The following is an 11,658-nucleotide window of genomic DNA, read 5'->3' as shown; positions in this document are numbered from 1 at the left end:
CTCATTTCTTTGCACAAGTTTTTTACTGTCAGGATCATTTTCATAACTGATCTCAAATACACTCCATCTATCCTCATTATCAGAAAGAGGAAAAATACCTGTATGCTTTAATTTATCTTGCCATAAATGATCAAATATCTTTACAAATTCATTAAGAGGTACTGCGTTTTCCTCATTGGGAGTTTCTAAAAAATTAACACTTCCAATTTTAATAGAAAAATCATATTCTCCTAATACATGATCAAGCAAGGTGAATGCAGTCGATTGGGCGATTTGCTTCATCTCTTCAGGAATAGTTTTACCAAACGCAATTTTCAAAGAGATTTTACGATATTCTTCATTATGAGAAATCAATAAATCAGTTGGTTTCAATGAAAAAGAATCATCATCATGAGCTATAGAGATAGAGAATGTATCCAGATTTTTAACCCGTGTTCTAAATGCTTCTATTTCAAAAAAATTAAGATCTGGTGCATGTTTAACGATTCGCATCACTAGTTCAAACTGCTCAATACGGCCTTGAGCCGAAAAAATTATTTTATGATTTTTTTTATCTCCTGGTGTAAGCTCTGCAATAACATCTAATTGATTATCTACTAAAAGATTATTGAGATTCTCCATGATGGAGATTAGTTCTAGTGTATTAAATGTCTGTTCAGATGCTTTTACCTGTGTCCAGAATGTTTGAATAGAAAGAAATATTTTATCTGAATCAATTGATTTATCTTGTACAGATTGAATTTCAGACTTTGATTTTTTTTTCCAAAATTTTTTAAAAAACATAATTTTAATTTTTTATTCACAATTCTTTGAAAACATTATTTCAAATGCAGTATTTAAACATAGTTTTAGGATTGCAAGTATACTAATTTTATCTTCATAAAAGGATTTTTACATCTTTATTATCTTTAATATTTATAAATTCTATAAATAAATGATTTATTTTCAATTTGTTAACTTAACAAAGAATATTTTTTCATTATCTTTTTTAAGATATATAATTTTTTTACATTTATTTTTAAAATATAAATACATATTTTGCTTATAATTTAATTTTATTTAAAAATATATTCATTTTTATCGCATATAAATATTTAGTGTTATTAATGATTAATAAAAGACAATTTTGTCCTTTATTAAAAATTTTATATCTTTGAAAATTATTAATTGTTTAAAAATTGTTTTCAAAAAGCTGTGAATACGCTATTAGAGCTACTGTTTTTATTGGCTCACAATCATTTTCGGATAATAAACCCAGATTGAAAGATATTTCCAGAGAAATAAATTCTCCGGAGGCTTTTACTGCTAAAATTTTACAAACTTTAGTAAAGCATAGTATAATTACCTCTCACAAGGGGCCAAACGGTGGATTTAGTATATCTCTTGATCTATTACCTAAGATTAAAATTTATGATATTGTGCTTGCTGTGGATGGCGATTCGATCTTTAAAGGCTGTGCATTAGGATTACCCAAATGCTCGGAAAATCATCCTTGTCCAGCCCATCATAAATTTAAAGCTGTACGTAAACAGTTACAGAAAACACTTGAAGAAATTAGTATTGAAACTATGATTACGGATGTTATTTCCGGTTCAACTTTTTTAAAAATCTTAAATTAATTAAATCATGAAAAATATGTTAGATGCAACCATAGGAGAAATTGTAGCAGAAAATTTCAGAACTGCTTCTGTTTTTTCAAAATTTGGTATTGATTTCTGCTGTAAAGGTGATAGAACTATACAGCAGGCCTGTGAAAAAAAATCAGTTGACATGCAAGAATTAATCACTAAACTTACAGAAGCCATTGCAGAAAAGGATGAAAATATCGATTTCAAATCATGGCCTCTGGATTTATTGGCTGACTATATTGAAAAAGTTTATCATCGATATATTCGAGAAAAGAGCCCTTCACTATTGAAATTCTTGGATAAAGTACAAAAAGTTCATGGCGACAGACATCCTGAATTAATAGAAGTTTATAGTTTATTCTCTGAATCGGTTATCGAATTGGAAGCTCATCTACAAAAGGAGGAAAAAATTTTATTCCCTTTTATTAGAATTATGAATGAAGCTAAAATTAATAATCTTCCGTATGAGACACCTCATTTTGGAACAGTTGAAAATCCTATTACTATGATGAAGCATGAACATGACGTGGAAGGAGAAAGATTTCATAAAATAGCGGAATTAACACAAAATTATACACCTCCTGCGGAAGCTTGTAATACTTATCGAGTCTCTTTTGCTATGTTAGATGAATTTGAGCAAAATCTTCATAAGCATATTCATTTAGAAAATAATATTTTATTTCCACAGGCTATTGTAATGGAATCTACTATGAAATAATTTGCAAATGGTTAAAAAATGGTTTTTTGTTAGTTTTTTAAATTTATTTATTGCAGGAATTCTTGGTTTTATACTGAGAATTCTTCAATATTATTCCATAAATTTTCCTTATAGTAATTTTCTACATACCCATTCTCATATAGCAATGCTAGGCTGGTTGTATCAAATATTTTATATTTTGATCTATCTTTATTTCATCCCTAAAAGTAAAAAAAATCAATCGTTATATTCAACACTTTTTTGGATTACTCAACTATCTATTGTCGGTATGTTTGTGAGTTTTCCTTTCCAAGGATATGGCTTATACTCTATTTTATTTTCAACTTTACATATTTTATGCTCCTATTATTTTTGCTATTTGACTTTTAAAAATTTACGCCAAAAAGACATAAGTACTCTTTTTATAAAAACCGCATTAGCTTGTATGCTCTTTTCTACATTTGGAATTTGGGGACTTGGCATAACAATGGGAACTTTAGGTAAAAGTTCTATTTTATATTCCATTTGCATTCAATTTTTTTTACATTTTCAAATTAATGGATGGTTTTTATTAGGATGTTTTGCTTTAATTCTGAAAGTATTGGATATAAATTATTCTTTAATTTATTCAAAGATTACCTATATATTTTATATTTTAGTTTTATTGGGAATTATTTTTTCTTTTGGATTACCTCTTAGTTGGTTTATTCATTCCCAATATATTTATTTTTCTTATTGCTTTGGTATTATATGTAATATCGCTTTTTTATTTTTGTTCTTAAGATTTATTCATCCTTATCTTCTTGCCCTCATACAATCAAAATCGCTATCATTACAACTTTTATATAGCTTTTTTTTCTTATCTCTCTTACTAAAAGTTATAATCCAATTATTCCTTTTCAACCCTGAAATAGCGCAATATTCTTACGAAATAAAAAATCTACGTATTGGCTTTATTCATTTGGAGACATTAGGCATTTATACTTGTCTTAGCTTTATATTACTTATGCTTCACAATAATTGGATAGATAGTAAAAGCAAGCTCATTAAAATGGGTACCTTATTTTTTTTAGGTTTTTATTTTATTTCAGAAGTGTTATTATTCTTACAAGGTTCTTTTATTTATCTTGGTAAGAATATTATACCTAATTATTTTTTTATTTTATCTTGGAGTAGTTTGTTATTCCCTTTAGGCATATTATTTTATTTAATTTATATAATTATCTTTCAAAAACCATCCAAAAATAATTCTTAATAGTTCGAAAATAATTTTAATAAAAACATAAATTGAATGTTTAATAAAGCATTAATTATTTAGCACAAAAGTTTTAACTTAAAATGGTAGCAACTATTTTTCTATTACCTCCTCTATTTCTAAATTCACATAAGTAAATGCCCTGCCAAGTTCCTAAATTTAGTTTCCCATTAGTAATGGGTATTGATAAACTTGATCCCGCAAGTATAGATTTTGCATGAGAAGGCATATCATCTATCCCTTCATAAGTATGTGTATAATAAGGTTCTCCTTCTTTAACTAGCTGATTAAAAATATTTTCTAAATCCACTCTAACTTCACGATCTGCGTTTTCATTTATCGCTAAGCCTGCAGAAGTATGTTTTATAAAAAGATTGAGTATACCTGTATGTGGTAAAGAAGGGAGCTTTTTAGTTATTTCATCAGTTATTATATGAAAGCCTCTATTTCGCTCTTCAAGAAAAAATTCAATTTGAGATACCAATTCTGTTCAGTTTTTTAGAATGTATTATAAATTAATATTCAATATATTTTTCATAATTTTCAAAAATGATCTTAAACCATTCTGTATAATTATCTGGATGTAGCTTTATATCCTTTTTTAAATCAATAAAATTTATCCATTTCACTGATTCAATTTCAAGAGGATTTATGTGTATTTCTCCTTCATATTGCCCTGTAAAAACATAATCATACTCATGCTCAATCATACCATCTCCTACCTCAGCCTTATATATAAAGTCAAATTTTTTTTGTAATTCGCAATCAAACCCCAATTCTTCCTTTAACCGTCGGTGTGCTCCTTCTAAATAGCTCTCTCCTACTCGAGGATGGCTACAACATGTATTGGTCCATTTTAAGGCTGAATGATATTTTATTTTTGCTCTTTGTTGTATAAGCAGCTCTTTTTTATTATTAAAAATAAAAACTGAAAATGCTCGATGTAATACTCCTTTTAGATGTGCTTCTTGTTTCTCCATCTCTCCCTGTACTTCATCATTCTCATTTACTAATATTACGTGTTCAACCATCTTTAAAAATTCTTCTATCTGTAACGGAATCCTTGCGGATTTATAAAATTTTCTATCCTATAACCTATTCCTACCAATAAACCATCTCCTCCTTTCTTAAATATATCTGTGATACCGAAGTTATACCCGAAGGTAAAATTCAACCTGCCTAGATCTGCTTGTACAAATGGTGTCAATGATAGACCTCCACTTACTTGCGAATCTTTTGCTGTTCTATAGCTTACTCCAAAAGCAAATGCATTAAAATCATTTTTATACTTTGCTTTTAAATTTATATCCATCATTCTTTCCGAATTCGTATTTAAACTCATCATAAATGAAGGCTCTATAAAAAATGAATCTACTAATTCCCAATCATAGCCTAAGTTCAGATAGTACCATGATGGTGAAGGTTCGATGGAATTTACCACCGGTTTGTTTTTACCTAATGGGATGTCTTGAACGGATACTCCTGCAAAAAAACCTTCATAGGCTACAGACATTCCTAAATTCAAGTAGGGCAAAAATACAGACTTATCACCATATAAAAGTGGATCGTTTTCATCTTCAGGTCTCAATTTCGAATATTCAAATGATTGAGAAAAAAAACTGAAAGATGCTCCGAATGAAAATTGATTTTCTTCTCGATTTTCGTCATCCGCTAAAGGAATATGATAAGCTCCCGATATATTGGCACCTGTTAATGTTATGGGACCGTTTTCATCTCTGAAAAAGTAAGCCCCTAATCCTACCCTGTCAAAAGCATTAAAATGAGTGCTAATGGTTTGCGTATTCGGACTTTCATTAAAATTGCTAAACTGCTGATGATAGGTTGACTTTAACACAATATCATCCGTAGATCCCGTATAGGAAGGGTTTATCAATACCTTATCCGACAATAGATATTGTTGGTCAAACGGAATACTTTGCTGCCCATACAATTTTTCATAAGTTATAATAATAAAAAATATAAAAAATAAAAATAATCGAAATGATCTCATCTAGTAATTATTAATTTAGAATCTAAATGCGCAAATATTTATTGTACAAACTTAATAAAAAAAGAAATATTTTAAGTATTGTTAACATTTTTATTTTTTTTCATTAATCATTATCAATTAATGATCTAAAATTATTTTTTTTAATGCATTATTCACTTTTTTGGGTGATTCTAATACTAAAAGATGTGAAGCATCTTCTATTATTTCAAGAGATTTGTTTACCTTATTAGAATAAGATTCATGAATTTTCTTAAATGGAAAAATAATATCTTTTGTGCCATGTATCTGATAAATTCCTACTAATTCTTGCTCAGGTTGCCAATTAATAATTTGATCTATAGACCATCTAAAATATTCAGAATCCAATTGAACCATTAGTTCGTCAAGCTTAAACTGATTTCTTTTTTGCCTTTTTGATGGTAATATACTGAAATATAGCGACCTTATAAAGGCATAAGAAACTATTTTTTTATTGGTGAAAAATTTAATAGGAAACCACTTCGCAAATTTTATTTTTTTTAAAATCTTAAACAATCGAGGAATTTGGGTTACATCTTTCATACTTGCAATAAGAATGGTTTTTTCAGGATTTAAAAATTTATTCATTTCCTGAACTATTACACCTCCAAAGGAATAACCAACTAAAATAAATGGTTCTGATTGATCTATACATTCCGCCATTTTAGAGGAATAGCTAATTAAAGAATCATTTTTTTCGGGTAAATGCCATTCTATATTAATTTTTTCATATCCCTCGGGTAGTTCAATAAATTTAAAACATCTGGATTTTGCTCCTAATCCCGGAATGAAATACACCTTCATTGTTATAATTGTTAAAAATTTTTTAATTATTTTATTTTCACAAAAATAGGCTTAATTATTTTCACAGTAATTTGAATATTATAATTAACCTATATATTTGCAAATATTTTTCATTTCCATGAATTCAAAGATAAAGTTACACAGAAATTTAATTATAGGATTACACAATGCCTTACATGAAAGTTTTTTCGAGCCTAATAAATATGCTGATAAGGTTCTGGAAAGAACTTTAAAATTTAATAAGAAATGGGGTAGTAAAGACCGTGGCTTTGTTTCCGAATCATTTTATGAAATCATTCGATGGAAAAACCAATTGGAATTTTTTGCCAATCGAAAACTTTCTCCTGAGTCTATTAATTTAATTATAGCCACTTATTTGCTATACAATAAAATGGGGCTCGAACCTTTTCCGGAATTTGAAAAAGTATATGTTAAAAAAATAAAAGATCGATTTAAACTACCTTTTCCTTCACCTTCAATAAAATATTCTATTCCAGAGTGGATGCAAACTGTATTAGAGAATGAATTGGGTGAACAATGGAGTCGAGAAATAAATGCTTTAAATGTTCCTGCCCAAACTGTTATTAGAACCAACTCTCTTAAAATTACTGCTGAAAATTTGATAGAGGTTTTGAGGGAAGAAAATGTTTATGTAGATTATATTAAAGGGTATAAAGATGCTCTTATTATGCAAGATAAGAAAAATATATTTAAAACTCAAGCATTTAAAGACGGATTATTTGAAATTCAAGATGCTTCATCACAAAGAGTAGGAGAATTTTTAGAGGTAAAACCCGGAATGCGAGTGATTGATTCTTGCGCAGGTGCTGGTGGTAAAACCTTACATCTTGCAGCTTTGATGGAAAATAAAGGACATATCATCGCTATGGATATACATGAATGGAAACTTCAAACGCTTAAACAAAGAGCTAGAAGAAATGGTGCTCATAACATCCAGACTAAAATTATCGAGGATTCAAAAACATTAAAAAGACTTGAAAATAGTGCCGATAGAGTTTTAATTGATGCTCCTTGTTCTGGCTTAGGTGTCTTAAGAAGGAATCCTGATGCAAAATGGAAATTAAATGAAGAATTTATTGGGCGAGTAAAAGAAGAACAAAGACAAATATTGCAAAATCATTCAAATTTGGTTAAGAAAAATGGAATCTTAGTTTATGCTACATGTTCTATTTTACCTTCTGAAAACTCTTTGCAAGTAGAGAATTTTTTGAAAGAAAATTCAAATTATGAGTTAATTGAAGAAAAAAAATTAATGCCTTCGGTATGTAATTTTGATGGATTTTATATGGCAAAACTTCTACGTATCAAGTAACTTTTAACATTTGTCTTTTAGGATGCTTATTATTTTCATGACCTGACTCTGCAAGTTTTTAAAATCAGAATCATTTACTATATGGAAATTGGATAACTTAACAACTTTTTCTTGAGCCCATTGATGTTGAAGCCTTTTTTTTACTTCTTCTATTGTAAGATGGTCTCTTGAAATTATTCTCGGTATACGAATTGAATCGGGAGCAATAACCGCTACAGTATAATCGCAATCTTTATATGATCCACTTTCGAATAAAATGGCAGCCTCTTTAACACAAAATGCTGTATCTTGTTTAGTTTTCCATAACTCAAAGTCTTTCTGTAATGCAGAATGCACTAATAAATTCTGTTTTTTTAAAAGATTTTCATCAGAAAATATCACTTTGGCTATATATTTTCTATTTAAATTTTCTCCTTCATAAGATTCCTCACCTAATAAAGAAATTATATTCTTTTTGAGATCAGTATTTTCAACCATGAGCTCTTTTGCTCTTGTATCGGAATTAAATACCGGAAATCCATTGCTTTCGAATATAGCAGCTACAGTAGACTTCCCTACTCCCATTCCTCCTGTTAACCCAACAATTTTCATTAAAATTTTATATAATTTAAATAATACTATATACCACTACATAATGAGAAACACTTCCACCTAAAACAAATAAATGCCAAATAAAATGAGCATAAGGCATTTTATCTTTTATATAAAAAATGGTTCCAACGGTATATAAAATTCCTCCTAAAATTAAAAACAATAAAGCTTGATTATTCATTAAATGAACTACATTTTTTATATCGAAAATCAATAACCATCCCATGACCAAATATAGAAGCAGAGATAATTTATCAACTTTTCCTGTCAAAAATATTTTCATAAAAATCCCTAAAGCAGCTATGGACCAAACAATTGAAAAAATTGTCCATCCTGAACTTTTTTCTAATGTAATTAAACATATAGGTGTATATGTTCCGGCTATTAATAAGAAAATGCTCATATGATCAAATATTCTTGCCTTTTTTTTAAGATTTTCGTTAATGAAAAAATGATAAATGGTGGAAGAAGCATATAAGACTATTAGAGATATTCCAAATATCCAAATGCTTAATGTACTATAATAGGTTAAATTTCTGTCTTTAATTAATAAAAATATTAGGCCGATAATACCCAACACCACACCCAAACCATGAGATATTGTATTAAGCATTTCTTGTTTATCTCTAACTGCATAACTCATTTTCCTTAACTTTTTTAACAAATTTAATAAATATATTTATCTGAAGCTTTTTTTTATCATTTTTAACATTTTTAACGGATAATAAACTCATTTTAATTAAAATAATAGAATTTTTATGACTAATTTTGTGTACACTAAAAATTCACAATACCATGTCATCAAAAGAGAAAAGAATTTTAATCATATATTCTTCTACAGATGGACATACAATTAAGATTTCCAAGTATATTTCAAAAATTTTAACGGCTACCGTTGACCATGTATCTATAAAAGATCCTATTCCCTCATTAAAAAAATATGACGGCATTATCATAGGCGCCAGTATTCGCTATGGATTCCATAGAGCCAAAGTAAAAAAATATATTAACAAACATTATAAGGATCTGAACGGTATACCTAACGCTTTTTTCTCCGTAAGTTTGATAGCTAGAAATAAAGAAAGAAGAAACGTAGATAATAATCCGTATGCTAAAAAGTTTTTAGATAAAATTAAATGGAAACCTAAAAATATTGCTCTTTTCGGTGGAATGCTAAACTATCCAGCATACTCTTTTTTCGATAGGCTAATGATTCAACTAATTATGACAATCACTAAAGGTCCTACTGACTCTAAAACAGTAATTGAATATACAGATTGGACCCAGGTAAAGAACTTTGCGACAGAATTCAATTCACAAATTGCTTTCGATTGAAGGCTATAATTTATAAAATATAACTTATTTTTGTAATTGAAAACCTTGAAATTATTTTTTAAGTAATGGCTAAAATAAAAATCGGATTAGTACAATCCAGTTGTTCCAATAACATTGATAATAATATAGAGAGAGCAATTGAAGGAATTAGAAAAGCTGCCTCTGAAGGTGCTCAGATTGTTTGTTTACAAGAATTATTTACCTCATTATATTTTTGTGATGTTGAAAATTACGACAATTTTAAAATTGCAGAAACAATTCCTGGGCCAACCACGGATAAATTATCTAAAATAGCTGCAGAATTGCAAGTAGTTATTGTCGCTTCACTTTTTGAAAAAAGAGCAAAAGGATTATACCATAATACAACTGCAATACTCGATGCCGATGGTACTTATTTAGGCAAATACCGCAAAATGCATATCCCTGATGATCCGGCCTATTATGAAAAATTTTATTTTACTCCGGGTGATTTAGGATATAAGGTTTTTCAAACCAAATATGCAAAGATAGGAGTATTGATCTGCTGGGATCAATGGTATCCTGAAGCTTCTCGAATAACAGCTTTGTTGGGCTCTGAGATATTGTTTTATCCTACAGCCATCGGATGGGCATCTACTCAGGACGAAGAAACTAATATTGAGCAATACAATGCTTGGCAAACCATACAAAGGAGCCATGCTATTGCTAATGGAGTACACACAGTAAGTGTAAATCGTGTAGGATATGAACAAAACGGGGCAATGAAATTCTGGGGAGGTTCTTTTGTTTCGAATCCTTTCGGAACTATTTTAAAACAAGCCTCACATGAAAATGAGGAAGTAATGGTAGTAGAAATTGAAACTGAAAAATCTGACAGTTACAGAATACATTGGCCTTTCTTAAGAGATCGCCGCATAGACTCATATTCCCCTATTACTAAACGTTTTATTGATGAAGATTAAGTATATTGAGTAAATCATCATAATTTTGGAAATAACAAAAATACCTCTAGGAGACAATCTAGTTAATTTCATTCTGTTAGGATCATTATTATTACTGATTATTTCGCGGTTTTTATTAATTCCTAAAGATGAGCCTATTTTCCGCTTTAGATCAATTCCTACAGAAAATGAAAATTTTACTCTGTATGTTGCGATATGCAGTTTTGTTTATACGGTCATATTATCGTTAACACTTCTTCCCTTCTTTACTATCGTAATCCCCTTCTATAATACGGAAGCATTAAGATTTATTTCTTTATTTATTATCTTAACTATTTATCAGGTATCCTCTTATACTTTAGGTAACGGATTTCTATTAATATTAGGAAAAAATAAGGAATATCAAAATAATTATAATAATCGCTTCATTTTTTTATTTATTAAATTATTTATAGTAATATTACTTTGCTTTACAATATATTATACAAATATACCCTCTCATTTTACACCTTTTATTGTATTAGGCACGATATCATTTTTACTCATTATAGAATGGATTTGGCTAATGTTTTTCATTAAAAATCAAATAAAACTTCCTGGTTATTATGAATTTTTGTACCTTTGCATTTTCGAAATCTTACCGGCACTATATGTATTAAAATTAGTGTTCTTAGGAGATAAATTATAATTTATTATGAAAATAAAGTCCGTTTTAATCTCTCTATCTAAACCTACTGGCGATAGTTCACCATATTTTGAAATTGAAAAGAAACATAAAATAAAAATTGATTTTTGTCCTTTCATTCATGTTCAAGGCGCTGATGCAAAAGATGTTAGATTACAAAAAATTGATTTTTCAAATTTTACTGCCATCATATTTACCAGTCGAAATGCTGTAGATCATTTTTTTAGACTGGCTGAAGAAATGCGTTTTACTGTGCCCGATTCCATGAAATACGTTTGTCAATCTGAAGCCATAGCTTTATATCTTCAAAGATATATTGTTTATAGGAAAAGAAAAATTTATTTTGGAGAGAAAGAGGCGGAAGACATGATACCTCTTTTA

General features: G+C 28.8%; 15 protein-coding genes. 8 read left to right on the top strand and 7 right to left on the bottom strand.

The genetic code is table 11. The features are described from left to right. Positions 1 to 621: hypothetical protein (locus M3Z80_RS07275; RefSeq protein ID WP_293918879.1), on the bottom strand; the 621-nt coding region annotated here is incomplete at its 3' end. A gap of 557 nt (positions 622 to 1,178) precedes the next feature. On the opposite strand from M3Z80_RS07275, the gene M3Z80_RS07270 reads away from it, so the two are divergent. The 3 genes from M3Z80_RS07270 to M3Z80_RS07260 are packed head-to-tail and all read left to right on the top strand — an operon-like array spanning position 1,179 to position 3,580. Beyond that, positions 1,179 to 1,619 (top strand): RrF2 family transcriptional regulator, encoded by a 441-nt coding sequence (locus M3Z80_RS07270; protein WP_293918878.1) that lies wholly within the window; start codon positions 1,179 to 1,181, stop codon positions 1,617 to 1,619. 16 nt (positions 1,620 to 1,635) lie between these two features. Further along, entirely contained in the window at positions 1,636 to 2,346 is a 711-nt protein-coding gene (gene ric / locus M3Z80_RS07265; RefSeq protein ID WP_293918880.1) for an iron-sulfur cluster repair di-iron protein, read from the top strand. Between the two features lie 7 nt (positions 2,347 to 2,353). Then, positions 2,354 to 3,580: a hypothetical protein gene (locus M3Z80_RS07260; protein ID WP_293918877.1), complete on the top strand. Its 1,227-nt coding sequence runs from the start codon at positions 2,354 to 2,356 to the stop codon at positions 3,578 to 3,580. Positions 3,581 to 3,653: 73 nt separating this feature from the next. Here M3Z80_RS07260 and M3Z80_RS07255 read toward each other — a convergent pair whose 3' ends face one another. The 4 genes from M3Z80_RS07255 to M3Z80_RS07240 all read right to left on the bottom strand — a co-directional run bounded on the left by M3Z80_RS07255 (position 3,654) and on the right by M3Z80_RS07240 (position 6,413). Beyond that, positions 3,654 to 4,064: a secondary thiamine-phosphate synthase enzyme YjbQ gene (locus tag M3Z80_RS07255; RefSeq protein WP_293918876.1), complete on the bottom strand. Its 411-nt coding sequence runs from the start codon at positions 4,062 to 4,064 to the stop codon at positions 3,654 to 3,656. A gap of 31 nt (positions 4,065 to 4,095) precedes the next feature. Next, on the bottom strand, positions 4,096 to 4,611 hold the full coding sequence (gene idi / locus M3Z80_RS07250; RefSeq protein ID WP_293918875.1) for an isopentenyl-diphosphate Delta-isomerase: 516 nt from the start codon (positions 4,609 to 4,611) through the stop codon (positions 4,096 to 4,098). A 14-nt stretch (positions 4,612 to 4,625) separates the two neighbouring features. Further along, a complete protein-coding gene (locus tag M3Z80_RS07245) occupies positions 4,626 to 5,591 on the bottom strand; it encodes a PorP/SprF family type IX secretion system membrane protein (protein WP_293918874.1) in 966 nt (321 codons plus the stop codon). Between the two features lie 117 nt (positions 5,592 to 5,708). After that, positions 5,709 to 6,413 (bottom strand): alpha/beta fold hydrolase, encoded by a 705-nt coding sequence (locus M3Z80_RS07240; protein WP_293918873.1) that lies wholly within the window; start codon positions 6,411 to 6,413, stop codon positions 5,709 to 5,711. Between the two features lie 118 nt (positions 6,414 to 6,531). Between M3Z80_RS07240 and M3Z80_RS07235 the strand changes: the two genes are divergently transcribed. Next, the gene (locus tag M3Z80_RS07235) at positions 6,532 to 7,746 is read left to right on the top strand and encodes an RsmB/NOP family class I SAM-dependent RNA methyltransferase (RefSeq protein WP_293918872.1); all 1,215 of its coding nucleotides are present in this window, start codon (positions 6,532 to 6,534) and stop codon (positions 7,744 to 7,746) included. Positions 7,747 to 7,749: 3 nt separating this feature from the next. Here M3Z80_RS07235 and coaE read toward each other — a convergent pair whose 3' ends face one another. Together coaE and trhA are read right to left on the bottom strand one after the other, a co-directional pair. After that, positions 7,750 to 8,337, bottom strand: coding sequence for a dephospho-CoA kinase (gene coaE, locus M3Z80_RS07230; protein ID WP_293918871.1), 588 nt, complete (start codon positions 8,335 to 8,337; stop codon positions 7,750 to 7,752). 16 nt (positions 8,338 to 8,353) lie between these two features. Continuing rightward, positions 8,354 to 8,980 (bottom strand): PAQR family membrane homeostasis protein TrhA, encoded by a 627-nt coding sequence (trhA, locus tag M3Z80_RS07225; RefSeq protein ID WP_293918870.1) that lies wholly within the window; start codon positions 8,978 to 8,980, stop codon positions 8,354 to 8,356. 152 nt (positions 8,981 to 9,132) lie between these two features. Here trhA and hemG point away from each other — a divergent pair, with 152 nt between their 5' ends. The 4 genes from hemG to M3Z80_RS07205 form a co-directional block, all read left to right on the top strand. Next, positions 9,133 to 9,672, top strand: a complete 540-nt coding sequence (gene hemG, locus M3Z80_RS07220; RefSeq protein ID WP_293918869.1) for a menaquinone-dependent protoporphyrinogen IX dehydrogenase — start codon at positions 9,133 to 9,135, stop codon at positions 9,670 to 9,672. 65 nt (positions 9,673 to 9,737) lie between these two features. Next, the gene (locus tag M3Z80_RS07215; protein WP_293918868.1) at positions 9,738 to 10,613 is read left to right on the top strand and encodes a carbon-nitrogen hydrolase; all 876 of its coding nucleotides are present in this window, start codon (positions 9,738 to 9,740) and stop codon (positions 10,611 to 10,613) included. A 25-nt stretch (positions 10,614 to 10,638) separates the two neighbouring features. Beyond that, positions 10,639 to 11,280: a DUF4271 domain-containing protein gene (locus tag M3Z80_RS07210; protein ID WP_293918867.1), complete on the top strand. Its 642-nt coding sequence runs from the start codon at positions 10,639 to 10,641 to the stop codon at positions 11,278 to 11,280. Between the two features lie 6 nt (positions 11,281 to 11,286). Next, positions 11,287 to 11,658 (top strand): uroporphyrinogen-III synthase (locus M3Z80_RS07205; RefSeq protein ID WP_293918866.1); only part of this gene is annotated, 372 nt, incomplete at its 3' end.

Origin of the sequence: Apibacter sp. (assembly GCF_025291155.1) — a bacterium.
Taxonomy (GTDB): domain Bacteria; phylum Bacteroidota; class Bacteroidia; order Flavobacteriales; family Weeksellaceae; genus Apibacter.
Note: the sequence above shows the minus strand (reverse complement) of the source record. Positions and strands in the feature narration are given on the sequence as shown.

What these genes read in the sequence shown, in the direction of transcription:
- M3Z80_RS07235 (WP_293918872.1), top strand. Translation starts at nt 6,532, where the DNA reads ATGAATTCAAAGATAAAGTTACACAGAAATTTAATTATAGGATTACAC.
- ric (WP_293918880.1), top strand. Translation starts at nt 1,636, where the DNA reads ATGTTAGATGCAACCATAGGAGAAATTGTAGCAGAAAATTTCAGAACT.
- M3Z80_RS07260 (WP_293918877.1), top strand. Translation starts at nt 2,354, where the DNA reads ATGGTTAAAAAATGGTTTTTTGTTAGTTTTTTAAATTTATTTATTGCA.
- M3Z80_RS07215 (WP_293918868.1), top strand. Translation starts at nt 9,738, where the DNA reads ATGGCTAAAATAAAAATCGGATTAGTACAATCCAGTTGTTCCAATAAC.
- hemG (WP_293918869.1), top strand. Translation starts at nt 9,133, where the DNA reads ATGTCATCAAAAGAGAAAAGAATTTTAATCATATATTCTTCTACAGAT.
- trhA (WP_293918870.1), bottom strand. Translation starts at nt 8,980, where the DNA reads ATGAGTTATGCAGTTAGAGATAAACAAGAAATGCTTAATACAATATCT.
- M3Z80_RS07240 (WP_293918873.1), bottom strand. Translation starts at nt 6,413, where the DNA reads ATGAAGGTGTATTTCATTCCGGGATTAGGAGCAAAATCCAGATGTTTT.
- idi (WP_293918875.1), bottom strand. Translation starts at nt 4,611, where the DNA reads ATGGTTGAACACGTAATATTAGTAAATGAGAATGATGAAGTACAGGGA.
- coaE (WP_293918871.1), bottom strand. Translation starts at nt 8,337, where the DNA reads ATGAAAATTGTTGGGTTAACAGGAGGAATGGGAGTAGGGAAGTCTACT.
- M3Z80_RS07245 (WP_293918874.1), bottom strand. Translation starts at nt 5,591, where the DNA reads ATGAGATCATTTCGATTATTTTTATTTTTTATATTTTTTATTATTATA.